Origin of the sequence: Paenibacillus barcinonensis (genome assembly GCF_003217495.1) — a bacterium.
GTDB classification, from domain to species: domain Bacteria; phylum Bacillota; class Bacilli; order Paenibacillales; family Paenibacillaceae; genus Paenibacillus; species Paenibacillus barcinonensis.
This window is the reverse complement of the sequence record NZ_QJSW01000004.1, coordinates 72,263-96,428: the sequence shown is the minus strand read 5'-3', so window position 1 is coordinate 96,428 and position 24,166 is coordinate 72,263. Positions and strand designations below refer to the sequence as shown.

Sequence of the window (24,166 nt, the reverse complement as noted above, 5' to 3'; positions counted from 1 at the left end):
AAACATAGTTACTCTTCACCCCTATGTATAATCTACGATGTTCCTATTCACAATGACTCAACCTATAATGATAATCATTATCAATAAGCATCTTAATGAATTCTACCTTATTCTGCACCGCACTTACAATACACATTTGAAGCCTCTTTTTTATACAAATAAAGCAACCTGATGAAAACAAACAACCCCTGTTATGAACACAGGGGCAGTTTGCCTAAACGATAACTCCCGAACAATTTCCATACAAAATCATTCTGTTCTTCCTTCTGCAACAAGTAACAACCAATCAGCCCAAAATCATCGCTGACATATCCGGCTAACTCCGGCTCACCGGTTAACGTAATCGTGCGTTTAAATGCTGTCTCTCGAATGTTTCGCAGCACCTCTTGTTCGGCCAATGCTGCATCACCGGCATATCGTTCGTAAGCCCGCATCCATTCATCAGCAAATAAAGCCTCATCACGTTCATCCAGATATGCGTCTACATCCAGCCCTCTAAAATTTTGTTCACCCAGCAGATGTCCTTCTTTCAAATCCGCGAGCAGGCTGTGCACATCGTCTCTGCTCATTCGGACAGTTCTCCCTTCTCTTTCGTCAGATACATATCTGGAATGACAAAGCGTTTCATCCTTTTTTCTGAATCCGCTATAAAATGATCCAACCCACGCTGCTCATATTCCTCCAGTACACATTCAAAAATCCGGGCAATGATTCCGCAATCCTCCAGTGCATCATGCCTGTGAATGCCTTCTGTATCGAGATCGTAATAATGAATCAGGAAATCCGTTGATACCACATCTGTTACCTCGGGATGAATATAAGTGAACATTGCTTTCGTATCCAGCACTTTATTCGTGAACATCGTTAATCCAAACTGCTCGCAGTGATGCTCCAGCATAGGCAGATCATATTCATACCCCGCATGAGTCACCAGCACCTGATCTCCGATATAACTGCAAAATTGCTTGTACACCTCATCAAAATGTAGTGCCTGCTGCATCGCTTGATTCGTGATGCCTGTGAGCTTCTCCACCGCTTCCGGAATCGGTTTGGAGGCTCGAACGAGAGAGACAAAGCTTGTCTTATCGGCCCCTTCTCCCCTTTTGTAATAAATCGCCCCAAACTGCGTTACGCTCTCCACAGCCGTATCAATCCCCGTTCCTTCGAGATCAAATATACAGTAGGTCCTGTTTAGCAGAGGTGTTACACTAACGCCTTCGACCGTATATGTACCCGGTTCAAACGTAATTTTCACAAGCGCTCCCCCATTCTGTAGTTCATTTACTGCCACATTCGAGCAATCCGCAGCATTTGATGATCTATGTCCAGATCGAGCCTGTAAATATCCGGCATCGTTGTGCTCTCCCAGAATTCAAACCCGTACGCCGGGTCGTAATTCTCTGTTATAACCGTGTAAGCACTGCCCGGCTCATGAAAGCACCCTTCCCTTCTTTTCAATCACAATCAGACAGGTGCTGTCCGGCAAGGCCACAGGCTCACCATGCTCATCCAGCATAACGATCCGTTCTGCCAAGGCTTCGGTATAGCCCTCTTGCAGAAAATGACGCAGCATCAGAATATCTGCCTGTTCACCCAGCGTCTCTCGTATGCATTGCTCGTAAGCCTGAGGTGTAAATATGCCGAACTGTTCCTGAATCTCATGCACATAAGCTTCCTCGCCCCAAGTATACGTGTACAGAAACTCCATCGCATCATTAATGGGAAGAATCACCTCATTATCCGATAAACGTTCATACGTAATCACACGACCTTTGAAATCCGCAGCATAACGTTCCAGCCATTGCATGCCATCCGGCTCCAGAAAGCGAATACGCCGTTTCAATGACTCCGGTTCACTCATAATACCGTCCCGAATAAGAATCCTTCCGCCCGGAGAAAGCACCTGAAAAGCACTGCGTAGCGCAGCGGCCACGGTATCTGTATTAAATCTGACTCCATCCCACTCAATATATGAATACAGCTCATGCAGAATGGAGGAAAATATGACCGTATCTATTGTGCCAGCCTCGACATATTGATCCAGTTGCAGGGCGTCCCCCTTCATTACATGCCAGCGATGAGATTCCATCTGCTTCTTACGCTCCAGCGCTTCAATGACATTGGACGAAATATCAATGCCGATCGGCTCAACCTCCGGCTTTTCCTGTTCAATTAAGTCCAGCAAAACACCTCCGCCAGGACCGATGTCAAGCACTCGCTTGCCAACAATATAGTCCAAGAGCACCTTCTTGTAGTCCCCTGAGCTGTTCATATCTGCAAGATATGTTTCTTCGTTGTGAAAACGGTCATACGCATCCCGGCGCAACCCAAACAGATCAAATAACATAAGCACAGCCTGCTCGTACAACGGGGATTTCTCAGCCTCGATACAGAAAGCGATCAGCTTTTCCGCAGCAGAAGAAAATTCAAACGTCACAAACAGCGTATCTGGCACGTCCGGGTATTGTTCAATGCGATGCCCAAGATGTGGATAGGGCAGTTGCTGCCCGGTAACGAGCTGTTCCCACGAGTACTGCTCCAAATATTTTTCAATCATACGTTTCTTATAAATATTCAGCTTTTTGACACCCTTGTGGTCGTAATACATCGTGTTCATTAATGGTTCAAAGCTGACATGACGAATTGAAGTCGCAGAGAAACGTTCAGTGTGCTGCCTTATCTCCGAGCTTTCTGAGCTTTCCTTGTTCTCCGCGTCCTTCCTATTGGTGCAATTGTTCATATTTCCTTTGCTCCACGCTTCACTATGAAGAGCCAGCACAAACACTTTGACCATCTCTTCCAGCGAAAAATCAAGCATGGCTGACTCGACGTACCATAGGGTACGCGAAGCAAGTGGTTCAAGCTCTTGCTCTACAGCAAACTGCTTACCAAGCTCGGCATAGGTTTTATCCATAGCTTCGCCGTGGCGGATCGAATCACTTCTCAGACGGGTTAAACGCTCCTTCACCGTCCAATCCGTGTGCTCCGTCCCATCAACAATCCAGCCTATGATTTGTTGCACCTCATCCTGAACCTGGTCCCAGAGTTCTTCATGCACCCCTGTAATGATGCATTCATTCAAGGCCATCAATATTTCACGCAGTTCATCATCGTTAACCCAGCCTTCGGCAGTAAGTGAGCGCAGAGGGGTATTCTCCACAAAGGGAATCTCACCTCGAATATACTGTCCAATGAGTCCGTGCGTTGCAATCAGGGTACGAATGATCTCATGCCTTGGTGATCGAGTCGCAGATACTACATACAGCTCATATAACTGGGCTGAGCCAATATTATGTACAAACAGATTGATACCCTGTTGCTGCCAGGCTCTGCGCTGTTCTAGCGAACCACCCTTGGCGGTCTCCGACCAGGCCAGCACCTCCTCCAGCAGCTCACGGACCCAGAAGGAAAGCTGAAGGCCGTCCAGCACCTGAAGTGTACGCTCCGTATAATCTATTACCGCATTTGTGTACTCAAGCTCAGCCATGGAATGAATCCGCTCCAGATTAATCCGCGGCTTCTCTGCCGCTGCCAGCAATTGCAGCCACTGCGGCTCAGCGGTTATATGTTGTTGTGTATCCATTGATTTATACCTTTTGATTGCTTTCAACGCGTGCAGCATAAAGCCTCACCTCTTTATATCATGATGTTGTTGATCTTGATTCAGGCAATAGCCGTATCCCGGTTCGCACAAATTCAAGCAACTGTGCTGCTTCCGAGGGCAGCAGACCTTCATTATAATATAACCTGATGTAAAAAATGGAATCTGTTATCACTGTGCACCACTAGCTCATTGGGGCCAGTATTTGATTCTATCTTCCTGACTCTCCATCACGCTCTTCGAACGCCTGCCTGTAAGCTCTGGGCGACTGCTGTACGATGCGCTTGAACATCTTGCCAAAATGCGAAAAATTCCCAAACCCGGCAAGCAGGGCGATATCCGTGACAGACTGCTCCGTTTCACGCAGCAGACGCTGTGCCTCCTTCACGCGCAGCAAATTTAAATAATCACTGAAAGTGAAGCCCGTCGTTTGCTTGAACAGTCGGCTAAGATAATGTGGACTGATTCGAAACCGGGCCGCAGTTTCCGGCAATGTCAGTGCTTTTGCATAATTCCCATTCAGATATCGAACCACAGTCTGAATCTTGGGATGAAGGACGGGAGCTTGTTCATTCATATGTATGCGGCCCAAGTGACGGTAACGATACGTATGAAGCATCAGCTCCAATACCCGGTGACGCAGCACCATGCCTGTTCCCTCGTCAGGATGAAGCATTTCCTTCACCATCTCCATCACAATCCCGTCCGTTACCTTCGCACTCTGAGCCGGCAATCTGACAATTGGTACGTCCCAGCGAAATGGCTCTGTTAACGCTTCTGTCAATTCAGATGCAATTGCCATAGCTGCAAACAGCTCAGGCTTTACATACAGCACAATCCGCTCATGGTCAGGCATGCCACTTTCCAGTGTTTTATGCACCGTGTTGCGGTCTACAAACACCAGGTCACCTGCTTTCACCCGATACGAACGATCCTTGATAAAATAAATGCGTTCACCAGACAGCAGGTAATACAGCTCATAATGATCATGGAAATGATCGTCCAGCATGGAGAAATACCCGATACGACGATCGTATTCCATATGTAAATAACCCGTTTCATCCCGGTATTCCGCACGAATAGCTTCTGTCATATCCGCCCTCTCCTTTTTCACAATTATAGCAAAATATGCGGTGTTTGAAAGCGATTACGCAAAAAACGCGGCGAAAGAAGTGTTCCTTTGTTATAGGCTAGACCTATATTCAAGGAGGCGATATACGTGGGTAACAAGAAACGATATGTATTGGTCGGTACCGGCGGACGGGCAGAATTTTTCTATGGAGCCTTGACCCGGGATTTCAGTGAAACTTCCGAACTTGTCGGCTTTTGTGATATCAATCAGGTTCGTATGAATTATGCCAATCAGCTGCTGCGAGAAAAATATAACTATCCTGAAGTGCCGACATATACGGCAGATCAGTTCGATCAGATGATTCAGCATGAGAAGCCTGACTACGTCATTGTTACCAGCGTGGATCGGACGCACCACAAATACATTATTCGTGCGATGGAGCTGGGATGTGACGTCGTAACCGAGAAGCCGATGACGATTGACGAAGAGAAATGCCAGGAGATTCTGGACGCCGTTAAACGTACAGGACAGCACGTACGAGTAACCTTCAACTATCGTTACGCACCACATCACACCAAAATCCGGGAGCTAATCCTGAACGACACGATTGGAAAAGTAACCTCGGTGCACTTTGAGTGGCTGCTAAATACACGCCATGGCGCAGACTATTTCCGGCGCTGGCATCGGGACAAGCGCAATAGTGGCGGTCTGCTGGTGCACAAATCCACTCATCACTTTGACCTCGTGAACTTCTGGATTGGTTCGCAACCGGAGACGGTATTTGCCTTCGGAGATCTAATGTTCTACGGCAGAGAAAATGCCGAGGATCGCGGCGTAACACAATTTTATAACCGTGCGACAGGTAACCCGCTTGCACAGGAAGACCCGTTTGCACTGCATCTGGATTCGGATGACCATCTGAAATCCATGTATCTGGATGCCGAGACGGAGGACGGTTATCAGCGGGATCAAAGTGTATTCGGGGATGGCATCAACATTGAAGATACGATGGGTGTTCTTGTCAAGTATCGCAACAAAGCGATTCTGACCTACTCGCTTGTCGCCTACCAGCCATGGGAAGGTTATCGCATCGCCATTAACGGCACGAACGGCCGGATCGAGATGAACATTGTAGAACAGTCCTACGTTAACTCGTTGGGTGACAAGAGCAAGGAAGGTGCACTAATCGGAAAAACACTGCGTGTGCTCCCTATGTTCGGTGCACCTTATGACGTGGAAGTGGAGGAAAAAGAAGGTGGTCACGGCGGTGGTGACCCTGTGCTGCTGAACGACCTGTTCGGTGAACCGGCAGAAGATCCATTCCATCGCGCAGCAGATCACGTGGACGGCGCCCGTTCAATTCTGACAGGAATTGCAGCCAATCGTGCAATTGCAACCGGACTTCCGGTCAAGGTAGATACGCTCGTTCAATTTTAGGGTTTTATGAATCATCTCAAACCAAATAGAGGTGCAGGCTGTAGAGACGCTTTATCTCCAGCCTGCACCTTTTCTTGTTTGTTTGGTAACATGCTCCATATAGCCACGAACATGGGCTGTCAATTGCTCACCTTCCTCCCCTGTTCATTCATATACTAGCTATAAATGATGAACGGAGGATGACTTATGAGCTGGCATCATCTTCGTACAGGCAAAACGCTGCAGCAGCGCTTAGCGCAATTCCAGGGACATCTCGCTGAACTGAACACCCCGCGGTCGGGTCTGGAGCCTGGACGCATTCGCAGGGTATTCCCGCGTAATTTTATCAAAGTGAATCATCAGTTATTTATTCCGCTAAGCCTGAATTCCATTCGTGTCTTCGATATTCCACGGACACGGCGAGGGGTAAACGTAGGGATTCGTACGACCTTCCCTTCCCGCAATGTGTTCCGAAATATGAGACTGGTCGGTGTAGGAATCGACTATATTGAGTTGCAGGGCAGAGGCAGAGTTCCCTCCCGTATTCTGTTTCCACTCTCCAGTGTCGAGTCAATCTATCGTCCCTGCCGAAGAAGCTACAAGCTGAAGCGTACTTGTATCCGCCGGCGTTAGAACGGGGGCGTTTCCAGGCTCAATGGAAACGACTCCAGCAAAAAGCGGTGAGAACCGGTTCATTCCAGTTCCCACCGCGCGGCAGGTTGTCCGTCGTTCTTACACAACAGGCAACAATGTGTGATTCTACTGCTTCAACACACTCTTTAAGCTAATCTCCGCTCAATTACCTGCCCACACATCCTTGGCATAACGGCCTTGCTGCTCCAGCTGCTCAAACCAGCCTTGCGCTTCTTGAGAAGTCTTGCCTTGAACCTCGGCATAAGCTTGCTTGAGTGTTGCTTCTACATCAGGAGCCATATGGCTGCCATCTCCACAGATATAGAGGTGCGCTCCGCTCTCCAGCAAAGGAATCAGCAGATGTGCATCATCCTTCATTCGATGCTGTACATAACATTTCTCTTCCCCATCCACGCGAGAGAAGGCCGTATGAAGCTGTACAAGCCCTTCTTGCTGTGCAGCCTCAAGCTCGTTTTTGTACAGATAATCATGCTCGGGATTACGGCAGCCAAAGTAAAGATGGGCCTCGCCAACCTGCTGTCCTTGCTGCTGCATCACATATCTGGCCTGCAAGAAACCACGGAATGGCGCCACACCGGTTCCCGGCCCTACCATAATGATTGGCACCTCTGGACGTTCTGGCAGCTGGAAGCCGGATTCAGGGGTTCGTACAAACATCACAACCTCATCCCCCGCCTTCAGACTGGATAGATAATTGGAGGCCACCCCTTTATAGATCCCTTTTCCGCTCCATGCAGGTGCCTGCACTACACTGACAGTAATACTCGCCTGCTCAGCCTGTACCCGCGGTGAGCTGGAGATTGAATAATATCTGGCCTTTAAGGAAGGCAGCAACTCAAGGAAACGTTCAAACGGCAGCTCACAGGCTTCATACTTTTCCAGAAAATCAAGCATGGATATGCGTTTGTTACGCACCTCCTGCATATACAGTGATTCATCCAGCAGCGCCTCAAGTTCCTTTTTATGCGGAGGACAAACGGTATAAGCGGCAAGCTCTCGCAGTTGTGCGCGCGTTGCAGCTTCTTGTAGCTCTACACTATGGCTGAGCAGATCATACAGATTCACTGGCTGCTGCAGTGGAAGATGTGCCGCACTCCGGCCTGAGGCGTCCAGCACCAGATGCTCGGTACCCGTGAAGCCATAACGGCGAAGCACACGCTCTACAAGCTCAGGTGAATTCTTCGGCAATATACCCAGATGATCGCCTTCCTGGTAGGTGATCCCCTCCGGCAGCCGAATCTCCAGATGTCTTGTACTGCGTTCACTGCCTGCATCATGAAGCTCTCTGTTCTCCACTACGGAAGCTACATGAGCATCATACGTATCCACCAGCGGCGTAACTGCCATCCCGGTCACAAATTGTACCGACAGGGAGCTGCGCTCGCTCGTTGAGTTCGTGTTCAGCTTCAGCTCCAGCGTGCGTGCAAGGTCAGGCCACATTTGCTCTGTCCAGTCCTCCACCTGTTTCTCAAAATCACCGCTGGCATCCGATTCACCAAGGGAGGAGAGCCGCTTCGCCCCGCGTGAGGATAATTGTTCATCAATCAGACGCGGAATGCGCTGATACGTGCTGGCCCAGTTATGGTCCCCACAACCCAGCACCGTGTACTTGACACCTTCAAAGGCATCGGCATCTGCCTGTTCAATCCATTCTACGAACCTTTTGGCATTACTTGGCGGCTGACCATTATACGATGCACTAACAATGACGACAGCCCCTTCTTTGGGCAGCCTGCCAACCCGGTCATCCAGGGCAGCCACTTCACTGCGGAAGCCTTGATCAGTGGCGGTATCCGCAATCTCACGAGCAATGCCTTCCGCTGTACCCAGATTGGACCCGTACAATACAAGCATGGGGGTACCGTGTGATTCTACAACCTGCAAGTCGCTCTTTTTGACACTCGAAACCTGCTCTTGAACTGCAACACCAGGCACTGACATCACCGCTTGGCCCGCACGTGCACGTACACGAATGATGAAGTTATCCGGTTTAAGCGTCAAGGATTCCTTGACATTCAACTGATAATTGGTGTGATCAATGAAATCAAAATGCTTCAGAACCATGCCCAGTACAAGTGTTGCTTCCTGAAGAGCAAACTGCTGACCTATGCAGGCGCGTTGACCGTTACCAAAAGGTTTATAAGCGTTATGCGGTACTTTGCTTGGGTCCTCAAACCGCTCTGGCCGGAATTCGTCCACATCGTCTCCCCAGGCTTCCTTGTCCCGATGCAGTCTGGGGATCAGTACGTTAACGCTGTCGCCTTTCTGAAGTGGATATTGACCCCCAAGCACCGTATCTTCCTTCGCGTACAGTGAAAATGCCGGAGCCGTTGGCCACAGTCGCAGCGCTTCGTTCAGCACCATACGAACATATTTTAATTGCCGAACCTGATTATAGGTCGGAACCGGATCTTTCAGAATCTGATCTGCTTCCGCCTGAGCCTTCGCCAGCTTATCCGGATTTTTCATTAAATAATATACGGCAAAGGACAACAGACCACTTGTCGTCTCATGTCCTGCAATCAGGAACGTAATGATCTGATATCGGATATTTTCGTCATCCAGCGTTTCCCCGGTTTCAGGATCTTTACCACTAAGCATATGGGACAGCAGATCGTCCGCATTTTCCTGAGGATGCGCCTTGCGCTCTGCAATGATGTGATCCACCAGCTCGAACATGGCGCGAATGTCCTGCTCGAATTGCTTCTTTTTGGCGAACATAAGCTTATCCTGCAATGGCAGTCGCTGTAGCGAGCTCATTGATTCATCAAGCGCGCGAACCATGCTTGTAATAAAGGGATGCGGCTCTTCCCGATAAAAGCTGTTAAAGCGGTAATTGAATCCGCACAAGCCGATTGTATCCAAAGTAAGCCGAGTCATGTCATCAGGCACATTGACTGTTTCATCCGGATTGAGTCTTGCCCATTTCTGGACGAGCTGCACAGCGAGGTCCACCATTTTTGTATGATATCCCTGCATTGCGCGCTGACTAAAGCTGGGGAGCAGCACATTATGTGCTTTTTTCCAGTTAGGTTCCTCTGTCCGGCTCGTGAACAGCCCGTCTCCAGCAAAAGCACGTACCTTGGCAAGAGGTGCCCATACCCTTTTATCAAATCTGGATTCATCCGAAGCTTCCGCTACATACTTCTCACTGGAAATGTACAGTTCACTTCGCCCTGCGTACTCCATTCGAAAAATTGGACCATGTTCTTCCGCTAACCTGACTAGAGATTGTGTTGGCTTTTCCAAATCCAGATGTGGCAAATTACCCAATGGACCGTATTTCTTGGGCTGAGGCACAGAAACAGATGGCATAACGCTCACTCCTTCTTTTTCTCGAAAATGTAAATGACGAGTGCTACGACACAGCAACCTTCCTTGCATTTCCCCTTCGGCTCATAGCATGGTGACTCCCATTGTACTTGAATCCATGTTGATCATAGTTCCAAATTGTTACAGGTGGTACTAACTGACCAAAATCGTAAATTGGTCATTTTAGAATAAAAAAAATGGGCTTTTCTCTTTATGTATCTCTACAATAGCATCTCCAATTTCATTCTTCAACTCTACCCAAGTCGCAGGTCTTGAAGAGAGGCTTCACATATGTAAAAAAATGCAAAAAACTGTCCCTGGCTAAAAAACACCTTCAGGACAGTCGTCGAATCCAATCTATATACGCCACTCAGCCTTGCTAGCCTACAATTAAACCGTATACAATCCCGGGTCCGTGAACCCCGATCGTCAGATCATTTTCGATATCAGAGGAGCGACTGGGACCTGATATAAAATGAATGCCTGCGGGCAGCTGCTCTCTTCCCGCCTCGTCGAAACGATCCAGTGTCTCACCCAATCTGGTGTGCAGCCTCTCGGCCGGAATAATTAGAATCAGCACCGTTGGCAGCAAGCTGACCGAGCGGCCCTTCTCTGGCGAAGAGAGCACCGTAACCGAACCTGTGTATGCTGTAGCATAATCAGCCATCACTACGCCGATGTCCGCTTCTGCTGCCCTGGCTTTCCAGTCCACATCAGGCTCACTATTCCAGACGGAAACCTGTACATCCGAAAGACGTTCCTCCAGTCCGAGAGCTGTCAAAGCCTGCTCATTCTGACGAATCAGATATCTGGCGCTTAATTCATGTGCTTTATTTGTAATAAACTGCGCTACCTCATCCATGCTTTGAACCCGGGCAATATGAGCACCAACACTGACAAAGTTATCTGTGAAGGCCTGAATTCGCTGCTCCACATCCCATTCAAGCTCGATCCAAAAGTCCGGGGCCCCTCGATAGGCATGAGTTGGCGCACTGCGCTGTCTGGGTCTTCTCAGCTTGGCAGCGATGTCGTCCATGAACTGCTCCTGCCGGCGCCTTGATTTTACCTCCATAGCTTCAAGCCATTGCCGCTGTTCACTTTCCATGCTTCCTTCCCCCTTCCCCACGCTTGCGGATGATCTGCTGCATTCGCTCATGTACAGCCGCATCCATAGTCTCAGGCTGCTGGCTCAGTTCCTGCTCGAGCTTGCTCCATTGCTGCCGGAAGGAACGCTTCGCCAGACTCGGAGCCACTCTGTAGGTGTTCCAGCCTTTCAGCGGTCCGAGCTTTAATGTAATGCCGCCATTCCGCACAATGGCCTTCTGTCCAAGCTGTCCGAGCCGAATCGCAGCGGCGAAACGCTTGGAGCTTGCCGCAACGGCTGCGAAGCCCTTCATACCCATCGTTTCCAGCTTGTTGCCATGCCCGTCCTCCACCTTGCGTCTGCGCAAATAAACGAGCATGTCATGCAGTGGAATTTTGACAGGACACGCTTCATAACAAGCTCCGCACAAGCTGGACGCACTCGCGATATCGTTCCACTCCTCAATGTTGCCGTTCAATGCGGGGGTCAGCACCGCCCCAATTGGTCCACTGTACGTGCCCCCGTAGGCATGACCGCCAATATGACGATATACTGGACAAGCATTAAGACAGGCTCCGCAGCGAATACAGTTCAGCAGCTCCTGAAACTCGGGATCACCAAGCTGCAGCGATCGGCCATTGTCCACGATGATGATATGCATCTCTTCCGGGCCATCTGCATCGGCCGAGCGGCGAGGACCTGTAATGCCAGACATGTACATCGTCAATTTCTGCCCTGTAGCCGAGCGCGGCAGCAGAGTTGCCATCACCTCCAGATCCGCCCAGGACGGAATAATACGCTCCATCCCCATCAGGGTGATCTGCGTTTGCGGAACGGTAGATACCATGCGGGCATTGCCCTCATTTTCAAATAAAACCATCGAGCCCGTCTCTGCTATGGCAAAATTACAGCCCGTCAAGCCAATATCGGCCTCCAGAAATTTCTCGCGCAGCTTCTTGCGCACGAACCCGGCCAACACCGTCGTATCCGGCTCCAGCACCTCTCCTGCTTCCTTGGACAGCAGCTCCGCAATCTGATATCGGTTTTTGTGAATCGCCGGAATGACGATATGAGACGGCGCTTCACCTGCAAGCTGGATAATATATTCGCCAAGATCCGTTTCGATGGCTTCAATACCAGCCGACTCCAGCACATGATTCAGATGTACCTCCTCCGACACCATGGATTTGGACTTAACCACGGTTGAAGCCTGCTTGTGCGCCGCAATATCGAGTGCAATGGATGCCGCCTCAGCGGAAGTATCTGCAAAATGAATATGCACGCCGTTTGCACGCGCGTTATTCACAAATTCATTCAAATAATAATCGAGATATGCGATAGTATGCAGCCGAATCTGACGTCCGCGCTCCCGCCACTCCTCCCAGTTGCCATGCTCTTCCGAAGCGGCTTTCTTCCCGTTACGCAAACGCTCTGTTGTAAACTTCACCGCTTTGCGGAGAAAATCATCATTCAGCGCCAAATCCGCTCGGGATTTGACCGTTTCAGCCATAACACCAGGCACGCTCATCTTGCCTGCACCCCCTCATATAACAGCTCAGCCAGATGCATCACGCGCACAGGTTCATTCCTGTGACTGAGGTTGCCCGCAATATTCATCAGACAGGCCATATCCAGTCCAACGAGCACCTCCGCTTCGGTTTCTTTGACATGATCGACCTTCTCAGTCACCATTGCCCCGGAAATATCCGCCATTTTGATAGCAAACGTTCCTCCGAATCCGCAGCAATCTTCAGCGTGGGGCAGTGGAATTAATTCCAAGCCCTTGACTCGGGAGAGCAAGGCAAGCGGTTCATCCTTCACCCCAAGCAGCCGGCTACCATGGCAGGAAGGATGGTACGTTACTTTATGTGGAAAAGATGCCCCGATATCGGTTATGCCCAGCACCTGCACTAGAAACTGCGTGAATTCATACGCCTTGGCTTCCAGCCGCTTCGCTTTCTCCAGCCAGATCGGCTCTTCTGCAAACAGCTCGGGATAATGGTGAATCATATACGTACATGAGCCTGACGGACAGACTACAAAGTCACTGTCATCAAACGCTTCCAGAATGGTCTTCGCTGCTGTTCGTGTCTCATCCCAGTAGCCGCTGTTATAGGAGGGCTGACCACAGCAGGTCTGCACCTGCGGGAACTCCAAACGAACACCATGGGCCGCCAGCAAGCGTACCATCGCCTCCCCCACTCGGGGATAGATGGCATCGCTAAGACAGGTTATAAACAAGGAGACCTTCATTCTTCCACCCCCAACTTAAACAAAATATTTTGCCTGCTTTTGATACTGAAAAGCATTTGCTCATTGCTTTATCCACGCCAAGGCCTATCCAAGTCCATCCAGACTACATCCTTCTTATTACCATTAAACCGTATGAACCTCCAGATGATAGGTGCTGCATAGCGACTTCTGCTCTTCACTCAAGGGCTGATCAGTAATGACTGTATGCACCGCCTCCAGTCCCGTTACGCGAGCAAATGCCCGAATGCCAAACTTGCTTGCATCTGCCAGCAGAATGACCTGATCCGCGCTCCCCACCATCTTCTGTTTCAATCTGGCCTGAAGTTCACTTGATTCACTGATGCCACCGCTCTCAATATGCACTCCCTTGCAGGACAGGAACAATTTGTCGACATGGTAGGTTTCCAGTGAACGCTCAGCCAGCGGGCCAACAAAGGATAAAGAGCGTGCTGCCAGTTGTCCTCCAGTGGAGATTACCTCGATGTTGTCCCTGCTGCTGAGCTCCGTAGCGACTTGAATCGAATTGGTTAGCACCGTCAGCGGCATATCCGGCATATTGGCTGCCATGTACCCTGCCGTTGTGCTGGCATCCAGCAAAATACGATCTCCGGCTTCAATAAAGGCCAAGGCTGCATCTGCAATTCTTTTTTTCTCCAGAGCATGTGTCGTTTCCCGAATACGATAAGGAATCTCCGGCTGATCCTCCTTCACACTGACGGCTCCCCCGTGTGACCTGCGCAGTCGCCCGGCCCGCTCCAGCCGATCCAGATCCCGGCGAATCGTTTCCTCCGTTACGCGGCAGCGCTCGCTGAGCTCGGATACACGCATGCTGCCCTTAATATTTACAAGCTCCACAATCCGGTCATATCGCTCTGCCGCCAGCATGTCTACACCTCATTCCCGGTGTCTGAGGCCTGCGATAAAGGCGGTGAAACAGCCGTAATACGCAAAAATCGTTCATACGCTTCCGCCCATACCGATCTGTCCTTCGGCTCATATTCCGTAATCGGAAACGAATCGCGAATGACCCGTCGTGCTTCCCATATATCCTTCAATTCTCCACTTGCCATCCATTGTACAGCCATGTTGCCGATGGCACTTCCTTCTGCAGGTCCGGCCCATACCGGCTTGCCGATGGAGCTTGCCGTCCACTGGCACAACAGCTGGTTCTGAATGCCACCGCCCACCATATGCAAGCCATTAAATGACTGACCTGACAGCTGCTCTGTCCATTCGAGAACTCTCCGGTATTTGAGCGCAAGACTCTCCAGTATGGCACGAGCAATACTGCCCTGATCGTCAGGAACCTTCTGCCCCGTACTTCGGCAATACTGACGAATGCGCTCCGGCATATCGCCCGCAGGCAGAAACAGCTCATCATCCGGGTCAAACAGGCTCGCAAATGGAGGCGCGGTATCTGCCTTCGCCAGCAAGGCTGCATAACCAATGCCTTGTCCTTCACGCTCCCACTGGCGCATGCTTTCCTGCAAAATCCAGAGCCCCATAATATTTTTGAGCAAGCGATACGTACCTCCCGCTCCGCCTTCATTTGTAAAATTCAGCGCAAGGCTCTCGGCACTTATCGCAGGCTGATGCAATTCGGTGCCCATCAGTGACCATGTTCCACAGCTAAGATAAGCAAACGCTCGTTCCGTTGCCGGAACCGCCACGACTGCCGAGCCGGTATCATGCTCCGCTACCGCAATGACAGGAATGGATGCAAGCCCTAGCTCATGGCGTATTCCGCTGCGCAGCTGTCCAACCGATGTGCCCGGCATGACAACTTCGCCAAAGCATTGACTCGAAACACCAATATGATCCAGCAATTCCTCATCCCACTTGGCAAGCACCGGATTGTACAGCTGTGTGGTGGTCGCATTGGTAAACTCATTCACCGCTTCTCCAGTAAGGAAATAACGCAGCAGATCAGGAATCATCAGAAAACGCTCAGCCTCACGCAGCAGTGGAGAAGCGCTGCGCTTCAACGTTGCCAGCTGATATAAGGTGTTAAACGGAAGAAACTGTATGCCTGTACGTTCAAAAATACGTTTTGCCGATAATTCCTGACAGATCCGCTCCATCATGCCATTGAACTGTGTGTCACGATAGTGATATGGATTGCCGAGCAGTTCACCGTTGCCGCCCAGCAAACCAAAATCCACCCCCCATGAGTCGATTCCCAGACTCTCAGGCACTTCTCCATGCTGTTTTACGAGCGATAAGCCCTGGAGCACCTCATGGTGCAGACGTAAAATATCCCAGTACATCCGCTCGCCAGCCTTCACCGGTTCATTTTTGAAACGATGAATTTCACGGGTTTCCATGCCTCGATCGTTCAGATGCCCGAGTATGGCTCTGCCACTGCCTGCACCCAAATCATAAGCCAGTACACTCACTGCTTTCCCCACCTTTTCGGCACGTTATAGTTTCACTGCGTCAGCGCCCGTAACTCTTTACTTCAACCTTTAAATATTGTTTGTTTATGTTTGTTTAATACTGTTTTGTTTTATTTTACGAGTATATCATCATTGTAAGCGTTTGAATACCCATGAATTCGCTTTTTCGATCCTATGACAAAACGGCCCACTCCCTGTTCGGGAGGAGCCGCCGCATGCTTTTACATATGAAATTGTCCGCTCCTGGTCCCGGTTTGCCCGGACTGTGGCTGGATATCTCGTTCAAAATGTTTGAAGCGTGTGCCCTGATAGGTCAGCATCCCCCGATCCTGTTCCACCAGCATACCGTACATTTGCCCGCCAACATTCAGCTCCACACGTTCTCTGTTATCAAACTCAAACGTTGCATAGTACATCGTTGTGGCACGGCTATCCCCGCTTCCCCCGCTGACTTCGGTTCGTTTCGTAACCACCGTGGAATACAGGGTCAGCACCGCAGTTGCATTGTTCGAGGACCAGGTCCGCACACCGGAAAAAACACCATAAACGATACCACCCGCTACCACCAGAAACACAATGGCGATAAAAATTTGAATGAATGCGCCCATGGCTCCAAATTCATTAAATCCCGAAAAAAATCCGCTCTGATTGCCCTCAAATCCCGGTACACCACTCATATTATCAAAACCTCCGAAGCCATCCACACTCAATCGGCCCAAGGATGAGAATAGGTCTGTTACCGCCATAACACATCGTTCCTTTCCACGTACAAAATAAGCGTTTACCCCTTCCCGTTCAGGGAACGGTTCATCGTAAGCACCTGTCCCAATCTTGTCTACATACTATATGAACCGGATCACGAATACAGACGTTCCAGTTCGTCAACAAGTGTGCCGACATAGGCAACGGCTGTACGAATCGGCTCTGGCTGTGACAAGTCCACGCCTGCCAGCTTCATCAGCTCCAGCGGCTCCAGGCTGCCTCCTGCCTTCAGTGCTTGCAGCCAGCGCTCTACCGCAGGCTGACCTTCTTCCCTGATCTTCTGAGCAACTGCTGTTGACGCGGTTAAACCGGCAGCATACGTATACGGATACAGCCCCATATAATAATGCGGCTGTCTCATCCAGGTCAGCTTGGCACCTTCGTCAACAATGAGTTCAGGCCCCCAGAACTCCGAGAGGATTTCACCTTTCAGCTCACTTAACAGCTTCGCCGTGATGGGTGCATCCTCCGTGGCCAGTGCGTACACCCTGCGCTGCAGCTCACCTTCCAGCAGATGTGTCACAAAGTTGTGATAATACGTATTCAGCAATTGTAAAATGACCCAGCGCCGCATTCTCGGGTTGTCGGAACGCTTGAGCAAGTGATCCGCCAGCAGCATCTCGTTCATCGTCGAAGGCGCCTCTATAAAGTAGAGCGAAGGACGTATATTAATCAGTCGTTGATACTTACCAGCCAGCATAAAGTGACCTGCATGACCTACCTCATGGGCCAACGTAAACGCACCGCGCATGTTATTCGCCCACGAGATCAAAATGTAAGAGTGTGCACCATAGATCGACGAACAGAAGGCTCCCGTAGATTTGCCCGTATTGTCCGCGTAATCCACCCAGCGTTCACTAAAGGCACGTTCAACAATCCCTCCATACTCTGGCCCGAGCACTTCCAGCGCTTCACGGATTAACGTACAGGCCTCCTCATATGTAATCGCTGGACTGAATTCGGGATCAAGCGGAGCCTTGAGATCACAGAACATCAGCTTATCGAGTCCAAGCTCCCGCTTTTTCAGCGCAGCCAGTCTGCGCATATGCGGAGCAAGCTGTTCTTGAATAATATCAAGCACATTATCGTACATCTCTCTGCTCACTTGCTGTGGAGCAAGCAACATCTCGGTTACATCGCCGTAGCCGCGCAGACGGGATAACACCACTTGTTTCTTCACTTCGGCGGCGTATCCTTCGGCAAACGTGTTTTTGTAGTTATTCAACGATGCGCTGAAAGCAGCATAAGCCGAGCGGCGCAGCTCCGTATCTGCTGACATCTCGTAATCATTCTCGTACAAAGACCATGACAGGGGACGTGACTCCTGTTCACCATCCATTGCCTCATCAAACGTCATATCCGCCAGCTTGCCTCGCTGATAGATTCGATATGGCGAACCCAGCACCTCACTGAGTGAAGCAAGCACCTTCTCGGTTTCAGGCGCAAGCCGATGTGCTTTTTCCGCAATCAACCGATCCAGGCTGCGCTTGTATGGCTCCAAAGCTGGTAGCTCCTGCACATACCGCTCTATCGTACCTTCCGGCAGCGAGACGATCTCGGAGGAGATAAAAGACAAACTGGAAGACAGACCGGATACGATATCTCCTGCTTTAGCAGCATTCACAATATTCACCGGATTGATGCCGTCCTCCGATTGCTTCAAATGGGCATAAGCAGCAGCTTTGCCTATTCGCTCCTGCAGCGTTTCACGGGCTTCCAGACAAGCGAGCAATTGCTGTGCACTTTGACCTAATGCTCCTTGCATAGTCTCGATATGAGCAGCAGCTTCAGGCAAGGACATAAGCTCCTGTTCCCATTCCGCATCTGTTGCAAACAAGTCACGCAGATCCCAGGTAGTTTCCTCCAAAACCTCCGCGCGTGTACGTATTTTTACCATCTTCACTTTCTACCTCCCCAAATGACTCATCATCTACCTTCAATCATTTCCAATATCTCTCATCGTATCATACTCCGTCTGGCTATACATGACATTTCCTGATAATGAGTCTTTTGGTTGACAATTGCAGAAATCCATCCGGCTTGAAGATGAAAAAAAACGCCGAGCGCTGGACGTGTCCAGTTCCCTGACGTTTGGTTAAATCGTTTCATAACCTTTAATTAATCCGTTTCCTTAGATATTCTTCCAGATCACATTCTCTCCATAGTTTTTGCCCCAGTTATACATGGCGTGCAGCACAGGCATCAGACTCTCCCCATGATCTGTCAGGGAATATTCCACTCGCGGCGGCACCTCGGCATACACCTTGCGCTCCACCAGCTTGTCCTCCTCCAGCTCACGTAGCTGGTTGGTCAGCATTTTCTGTGTAATATGAGGAATTAGACGTTTCAGCTCACTGAATCGCTTCGTGCCCTCAAGACCCAGATGCCACAAAATAATCAGCTTCCACTTGCCGCCAATCACCGCCAGCGTCAGCTCCTTCTCACAGTTGATTTCCTTCAGATTAATCCGTTCCTTGACCTCAGCTGCCATCATCCAAGCCCCCTTTATTTTCTTCCATGGATCACCATAACAATTCTCTATTATTCCAGCCGCTAAACCATGCTGATTTTCAAGCCTGCCTTACTGCCGTATGGCATGTGTTCATTTAGTCACACCTAATCGTTTATTTTACTATAGCAGCTCCGCAATGAAAAGGAAGGCAGAGCCCCCTGTTCATTAGAAAAGGCCGCAATCTTTGCAACAGCAAAAGATCGCGACCTGCTTCTTATTTGCACAGCCCCATCCTGCTCAGAGCGTTCCAGCCTTATTCCAGATTGGCATGTTTGCTGAACATGTCGGCACCTGTCATGCCTTTCATCTCCATGATCGTGAGAATCAGGGCATCCATGCTGACGAGCAGACTTTGCTCAAACAAGGAGCCCATCGGCTGCATCGTCACATCCGCTCCGACGGTTGCTGCATCCTCTTTGGCCGAGGCCGGAAGCACAACAACAGTCTGTGCCAGCTGGGCAATGGTGGACTCGGGTTTGATCGTAACCAATCCTACAGCCGCATCCGCTCCAATCGCTTTTCGGGCCATAGCCACCAGACTGCCCGTCTCCCCGGAACCGGAGCATAACAGCAGGAAATCCGCTGAGCTGATGCCTGGCGTTACTGTTTCGCCTACCACGTACACTTCAAGTCCCATCTGCATCAATCGCATTGCAAGTGCCTTGCCCATCAGACCCGAACGGCCTGCCCCGGCTACAAAAATTCGCTTCGCCGCCAGTAGCTGCTTCGCCAACGTCCGCATCTCGGCATCATCCAGCTGACTTAACGTGCGTGCCAACTCCTTGAGAATCACTTCAGCATATTGTCTGCTGCTCATGAGCTTAACCTTGTTTTACAAGACGCTGCATTTCAGAGGCCACCGCTGCCTTATCCGCTTGTCCAGTAATGCCACCGCCAACGATTACAAGATCAGGCTGTGCTTTGATTACTTCTGGCAGAGTGTCCAATTTGATGCCACCAGCAACTGCGGTTTTAGCATGTTTCACGGCACCTTTAATCGTTTGTAAATCTTCAAACGGACTTTGTCCAACCGCCTGCAGGTCATACCCCGTATGAACACAGATGTAGTCAACACCAAGAGCGTCAACTTCACGTGCACGTTGCTCCAGGTTAGGGACATTAATCATGTCCACGAGAACTTCCTTGTTTTGTTTCTTCGCTTCCTCTACCGCACCTTTAATCGTCATGTCGTTGCTTGCGCCAAGAACGGTGATCAGGTCTGCGCCAGCCTCGGCCGCCTTCATAATCTCATAACCACCAGCATCCATAATTTTAAGGTCTGCAAGCACCTGAAGATTAGGATAGGCCTCCTTCATCGCCTTAACAGCGTGCAGCCCTTCGTTAATAATAATCGGTGTGCCAATCTCGACGATATCAATATAGGATTCAACCTCTTTAACCAGTGCAATACCTTCAGGGATGTTAACCAGATCAAGCGCGAGCTGTAATTTCATTATTTTCGTTCTCCTTTGTTGTTCGAGTATGACTAAATTGTAGAGCCAAGCCGTCTTTTCAGGAAGTACGCACTTTGAAGTGAGGTAGTTACGTGGGGGATACTAATGGAATTAATCAGTTGTTATATGAATTTATTGTAGAAGTTCGAGAATGATGCCCCGAACGCTTCGATAGCTTTTTTCCTCGATACAAAGAAACCCCCGCCTTATTAGGGCAGGGTTCACGCTCCATCTTCATAGAGCAGTATAAGCTACGGTGTAGTGATGCATTTGTGCATATGATGTCAATTATAGATACACGGGTTTCACACATACTGGCTTGGATACACCTGTGCTGTGACCTGTATATTTCAGGCGACCGCTCTCCTGATCGACGGTGAACGTAACCATGTTGTTCGTATCACGGTTCGCTGCAATCAGCATTTTACCGTTTGGTGTCAAAGCGAAATGACGCGGGTGCTGTCCTTCTGCAGATACATGCTCCACCAGTGTCAGATGGCCTTTGTCTGCATCTACAGCGAACACCACGATGCTGTCATGTCCACGGTTGGAACCATACACAAAGCGACCGTCATTGGAAACGGTAATCTCAGCTGTTGTGTTCTCGGCGCCATCATAACCGTCAGGCAGAGTGGATATGTTAGAAATCTCTGTCAGCGTACCTGCTGCTGCATCATACTTGTAGGATGTGATGGACGAATCCACTTCATTGATTACATACGCAAACTGAGCGCTTGGATGGAACGCCAAGTGGCGTGGTCCTGCGCCTGGATGAGTTTTCGTTTCACTGTGCAGCACAAGTTCATTTTTATCGGCATTAATGGAATAGATCGCAATTTTATCTGCGCCCAAATCCTGCACCATCATATATTTTCCGTCCGGGCTGAAAAATGCGGAGTGCACATGCGGCTTGTCCTGACGTTCAGGGTGTGCCCCGTGACCTTCATGTTTCTTCTCGTCGAGAAGCGCTCCAACTTCGCCATTGTCAGTGAGCGCCTGAAGACCAACCAATCCGCCGTGATAGCTGGACAGGATCAAATAGTTACCCGAAGGGTCACGCTGGATGTGACAAGGCGGAGCGGAGATGGAATTCTTGCGATTCAGCAAAGTCAGCTTGCCAGTCGAAGGCTCAACGCTCAGCGCCACCGCCTCTGACATTTTATTGCCTTCGGCGGATGCCGTTTCACCAATTGCATACAGCTTGTTTGCCTCTGCATCCACGTTAACAAATGTCGGATTCTTCACACCTGCAATGCCGTCCAGCTTCGCCAGACTTCCAGTGTCCTCATTTAATTCATATGCGTAAATGCCCTCATTTTCCGCTTCGGCATAAGAGCCAACTAATACGAGCAAGCGTTTTGATTCACTCATTACAGTTTCCTCCTCTATGTGTATGTAGTCTTGTTGCACCTCTTCTATAATAAATCTGCCTTATCAAAATAGCAATCCGAGGCCGATCGTTACTGCCCTCAGCCAATGCGCCTCCAGCGAGAATATTTGCATTCTGGCACAGGTCAACAGTCATGCATTCAACTAAAGTGTAATTCCTGATATGATAAGATAGGTTTTTCATCCAGAAGGGACTGAACAGATTGTTTACCTCATTTGTAGTAACGCTTTACCATGTATTTCTTCCCATATCCCTGCCCGTCATTGGCGGAATGCTGTTAAAGCATTTCAAAGGCTGGGATACAAGGCCACTTTCGGCATTTTCACTCTATATTTTGAGTCCTGCACTCATCTTCCATACCCTGCTGCATGCAGAGATTACGTGGACCGATGTTAGCAGCACCTTTTGGTTCTCGATCCTGAATCTGATTGCTCTCTGGGCCCTCGCCGAACTGATGAGTCGAATGTTCAAGCTGGACGCACCAGAAAAAGCAGGCCTTACCCTTGTCTCCACGTTTACGAACTGTGTCAATTACGGGCTCCCGCTAGTGCTGCTTGCCTTCGGTCAGCTTGGACTGGACAAGGCCTCTGTATATGTGATTGGACAGATGATTATCGTAAATACGGTGGGTATTTTCTTTGCGGCAAGGTCGGAATTTACCGTCAAAAAGGCCATCGGGTCCGTTTTCCGCATGCCTACCCTATACGCAGCTGTGGTTGCTATCATACTGAGAAGCTCCAGCATCAGCTTGCCTGAGGCACTTGATGGAGGCGTGTCCATGCTTGCTTCGGGTTACGCACCGATCGTGCTCGCCATTCTGGGCGCACAGATGCTTCGCTCCAGTGGAGATCGCGAGCCATGGCAACTCAACGTTCGCCGGGCCTTCTGGGCCGGACTCATCGTACGGCTGGCAGCAGCACCGCTCCTGTCCTGGCTAATTCTGAAGGCACTGCAGGTTGAGGGCACCTTGTTCCCGGTGCTGCTTATTCTGGCGTCCATGCCGACGGCAGTGAACGCGGTTATTTTGGCTGAACAGTTTGCAGCATCCCCACAGTTTGTTTCTCGCTGCATTCTGTGGACAACGGCTGCATCCATGCTCATCCTGCCGATTATGATTGTGATGTTTTCCTGATCAGTACAGGCGCTGCGGCAGCACTAGAGGCGTTCGCTGCCTGGCGGCGCTTCTCCACCCGGCGTTCGTGCCGCCGATGCAGCGCTCTGACGTAGAAAAATTTAACGACAAAGTATGAAATAAAGCCCAAAAGCAGACCAAACACACTCATACCTGCCAAAATATCTAACCCCCCGAGCAACAGCTCACTTACAGCTGACAAGTTCCCGTGAAACAGTTCCATCCATGCACTCTCATGCACAGGGCCTTGCCCCATACTGTGAGATGGCAAAATCCATGAACCGATCTGCTTCGCAAGCGGCATCAGAAGAAGGGGCAGAAACGTCAGCTTACCCACCACATTACCAACAATGGCCGCTGGCATGGAACCTCCCGACAAACGAACAATCGGATAAAAAACGAGATAAATCAGGGATGCGGTTGAGATGACAATCAATTCCAGACCGAAACCTATGGCAAATCCGACAGATACCTTGTGAGCACCTCCCGGAGCACGTAAAAGCTTGAGAAAATTCAGTTTCATCGCACGAGTCAAACGTGCCAGTCGATTAGGTTTGCGCTTCCGGTTTTTCATCCTGAATTTCTCCTTATTTTGCACAAATGACGAATATTGTCGCCTATTCCCCATTATATCACACTGTGTCAGCACCAGTGGTTACAATCACGGGGCGGGTTTCCAGCGCCACATTCCCTGCTACAGCACGAGATATCATGCAGGAGGCTTCTGCCTTATGCGCCAGGCGCTCCGCCTTGCTCTGATCCGACTCGGATGCATCCAGCGGTAGTACAATCCGCGGCCGATGTACGATCCGTTCATACGTAAATACGTTATCCGTTACATCCACCGTTGCTTCCGACTCCAGCGTCAGTTCATCCGGGCTGATGCCTGAACGCTCCAGCATTGCAGCTAAAGTAATCAGATAACAGGTTGACGCCGCACCCAGCAGCATCTCGTCTGGATTGGTTCCAGTACCTGGACCGCCCATCTCCTGAGGGATAGAAATGACTGTTTTCAATCCCCCTGCATCAATCGTGCCCTCACTGTTACGACCGCCATTCCACACTGCTTTTAAGTGAAAAGGATGTTTCATTGTCATCGTTCCCTTCTATACTGTTTATCTCGATGAA

Annotated in this window: 22 protein-coding genes; 3 read left to right on the top strand and 19 right to left on the bottom strand. The window is 49.9% G+C overall.

The annotated features are described in order from the left end of the window. Positions 1-191: 191 nt before the first annotated feature. From DFQ00_RS08125 to DFQ00_RS08110, 5 genes are all read right to left on the bottom strand, one after another. On the bottom strand, positions 192-569 hold the full coding sequence (locus DFQ00_RS08125) for a hypothetical protein (protein ID WP_110895989.1): 378 nt from the start codon (positions 567-569) through the stop codon (positions 192-194). Continuing rightward, entirely contained in the window at positions 566-1,291 is a 726-nt protein-coding gene (locus DFQ00_RS08120; protein WP_174812293.1) for a 3'-5' exonuclease, read from the bottom strand. The genes DFQ00_RS08125 and DFQ00_RS08120 overlap by 4 nt, the downstream gene beginning before the upstream one ends. Beyond that, positions 1,282-1,458, bottom strand: a complete 177-nt coding sequence (locus DFQ00_RS29470) for a hypothetical protein (protein ID WP_174812292.1) — start codon at positions 1,456-1,458, stop codon at positions 1,282-1,284. Before DFQ00_RS29470 ends, DFQ00_RS08120 begins: the two co-directional genes overlap by 10 nt. Continuing rightward, positions 1,430-3,622, bottom strand: coding sequence for a class I SAM-dependent methyltransferase (locus DFQ00_RS08115; RefSeq protein WP_110895987.1), 2,193 nt, complete (start codon positions 3,620-3,622; stop codon positions 1,430-1,432). The genes DFQ00_RS29470 and DFQ00_RS08115 overlap by 29 nt, the downstream gene beginning before the upstream one ends. A 190-nt stretch (positions 3,623-3,812) precedes the next feature. After that, positions 3,813-4,694 carry an AraC family transcriptional regulator gene (locus tag DFQ00_RS08110; protein WP_110895986.1) on the bottom strand — a complete coding sequence of 294 codons (882 nt, stop codon included), beginning with the start codon at positions 4,692-4,694 and terminating at the stop codon, positions 3,813-3,815. Positions 4,695-4,820: 126 nt separating this feature from the next. On the opposite strand from DFQ00_RS08110, the gene DFQ00_RS08105 reads away from it, so the two are divergent. Together DFQ00_RS08105 and DFQ00_RS08100 are read left to right on the top strand one after the other, a co-directional pair. Then, positions 4,821-6,110 carry a Gfo/Idh/MocA family oxidoreductase gene (locus DFQ00_RS08105; protein ID WP_110895985.1) on the top strand — a complete coding sequence of 430 codons (1,290 nt, stop codon included), beginning with the start codon at positions 4,821-4,823 and terminating at the stop codon, positions 6,108-6,110. Positions 6,111-6,296: 186 nt separating this feature from the next. Continuing rightward, positions 6,297-6,722 carry a hypothetical protein gene (locus DFQ00_RS08100; RefSeq protein WP_110895984.1) on the top strand — a complete coding sequence of 142 codons (426 nt, stop codon included), beginning with the start codon at positions 6,297-6,299 and terminating at the stop codon, positions 6,720-6,722. A 162-nt stretch (positions 6,723-6,884) separates the two neighbouring features. Here the strand turns inward: DFQ00_RS08100 and DFQ00_RS08095 are convergent, their stop codons facing one another. The 12 genes from DFQ00_RS08095 to DFQ00_RS08040 all read right to left on the bottom strand — a co-directional run bounded on the left by DFQ00_RS08095 (position 6,885) and on the right by DFQ00_RS08040 (position 21,887). Then, positions 6,885-10,058: a bifunctional cytochrome P450/NADPH--P450 reductase gene (locus DFQ00_RS08095; RefSeq protein WP_110895983.1), complete on the bottom strand. Its 3,174-nt coding sequence runs from the start codon at positions 10,056-10,058 to the stop codon at positions 6,885-6,887. Between the two features lie 376 nt (positions 10,059-10,434). After that, positions 10,435-11,160: a LutC/YkgG family protein gene (locus tag DFQ00_RS08090; protein ID WP_110895982.1), complete on the bottom strand. Its 726-nt coding sequence runs from the start codon at positions 11,158-11,160 to the stop codon at positions 10,435-10,437. Further along, positions 11,150-12,667 carry a LutB/LldF family L-lactate oxidation iron-sulfur protein gene (locus tag DFQ00_RS08085; protein WP_110895981.1) on the bottom strand — a complete coding sequence of 506 codons (1,518 nt, stop codon included), beginning with the start codon at positions 12,665-12,667 and terminating at the stop codon, positions 11,150-11,152. Before DFQ00_RS08085 ends, DFQ00_RS08090 begins: the two co-directional genes overlap by 11 nt. Further along, positions 12,664-13,392, bottom strand: a complete 729-nt coding sequence (locus DFQ00_RS08080) for a (Fe-S)-binding protein (RefSeq protein WP_110895980.1) — start codon at positions 13,390-13,392, stop codon at positions 12,664-12,666. Before DFQ00_RS08080 ends, DFQ00_RS08085 begins: the two co-directional genes overlap by 4 nt. Before the next feature lie 123 nt (positions 13,393-13,515). Continuing rightward, complete coding sequence (locus DFQ00_RS08075) at positions 13,516-14,277, bottom strand: DeoR/GlpR family DNA-binding transcription regulator (protein ID WP_110895979.1); 762 nt, start codon at positions 14,275-14,277, stop codon at positions 13,516-13,518. 2 nt (positions 14,278-14,279) lie between these two features. After that, on the bottom strand, positions 14,280-15,788 hold the full coding sequence (locus DFQ00_RS08070) for a rhamnulokinase (RefSeq protein ID WP_110895978.1): 1,509 nt from the start codon (positions 15,786-15,788) through the stop codon (positions 14,280-14,282). 221 nt (positions 15,789-16,009) lie between these two features. Further along, positions 16,010-16,534 carry a DUF2500 domain-containing protein gene (locus DFQ00_RS08065; RefSeq protein ID WP_244213735.1) on the bottom strand — a complete coding sequence of 175 codons (525 nt, stop codon included), beginning with the start codon at positions 16,532-16,534 and terminating at the stop codon, positions 16,010-16,012. A 110-nt stretch (positions 16,535-16,644) separates the two neighbouring features. After that, positions 16,645-18,447, bottom strand: a complete 1,803-nt coding sequence (gene pepF, locus DFQ00_RS08060) for an oligoendopeptidase F (protein ID WP_110895977.1) — start codon at positions 18,445-18,447, stop codon at positions 16,645-16,647. A 234-nt stretch (positions 18,448-18,681) separates the two neighbouring features. Beyond that, entirely contained in the window at positions 18,682-19,041 is a 360-nt protein-coding gene (gene hxlR / locus DFQ00_RS08055; protein ID WP_110895976.1) for a transcriptional activator HxlR, read from the bottom strand. A 274-nt stretch (positions 19,042-19,315) separates the two neighbouring features. Beyond that, a complete protein-coding gene (gene hxlB, locus DFQ00_RS08050) occupies positions 19,316-19,879 on the bottom strand; it encodes a 6-phospho-3-hexuloisomerase (RefSeq protein ID WP_110895975.1) in 564 nt (187 codons plus the stop codon). Positions 19,880-19,883: 4 nt separating this feature from the next. Beyond that, complete coding sequence (gene hxlA, locus DFQ00_RS08045; RefSeq protein ID WP_110895974.1) at positions 19,884-20,516, bottom strand: 3-hexulose-6-phosphate synthase; 633 nt, start codon at positions 20,514-20,516, stop codon at positions 19,884-19,886. 288 nt (positions 20,517-20,804) lie between these two features. Beyond that, entirely contained in the window at positions 20,805-21,887 is a 1,083-nt protein-coding gene (locus DFQ00_RS08040) for a lactonase family protein (RefSeq protein ID WP_110895973.1), read from the bottom strand. A 221-nt stretch (positions 21,888-22,108) separates the two neighbouring features. On the opposite strand from DFQ00_RS08040, the gene DFQ00_RS08035 reads away from it, so the two are divergent. Further along, on the top strand, positions 22,109-23,038 hold the full coding sequence (locus tag DFQ00_RS08035) for an AEC family transporter (RefSeq protein ID WP_110895972.1): 930 nt from the start codon (positions 22,109-22,111) through the stop codon (positions 23,036-23,038). On the opposite strand, the gene DFQ00_RS08030 is transcribed toward DFQ00_RS08035, so the two are convergent. Together DFQ00_RS08030 and DFQ00_RS08025 are read right to left on the bottom strand one after the other, a co-directional pair. Further along, entirely contained in the window at positions 23,016-23,612 is a 597-nt protein-coding gene (locus DFQ00_RS08030; protein ID WP_110895971.1) for a DUF2062 domain-containing protein, read from the bottom strand. The two genes, DFQ00_RS08035 and DFQ00_RS08030, sit on opposite strands and share 23 nt — an antisense overlap. Before the next feature lie 58 nt (positions 23,613-23,670). Beyond that, on the bottom strand, positions 23,671-24,129 hold the full coding sequence (locus tag DFQ00_RS08025; protein ID WP_110895970.1) for an OsmC family protein: 459 nt from the start codon (positions 24,127-24,129) through the stop codon (positions 23,671-23,673). Between the last annotated feature and the right edge of the window lie 37 nt (positions 24,130-24,166).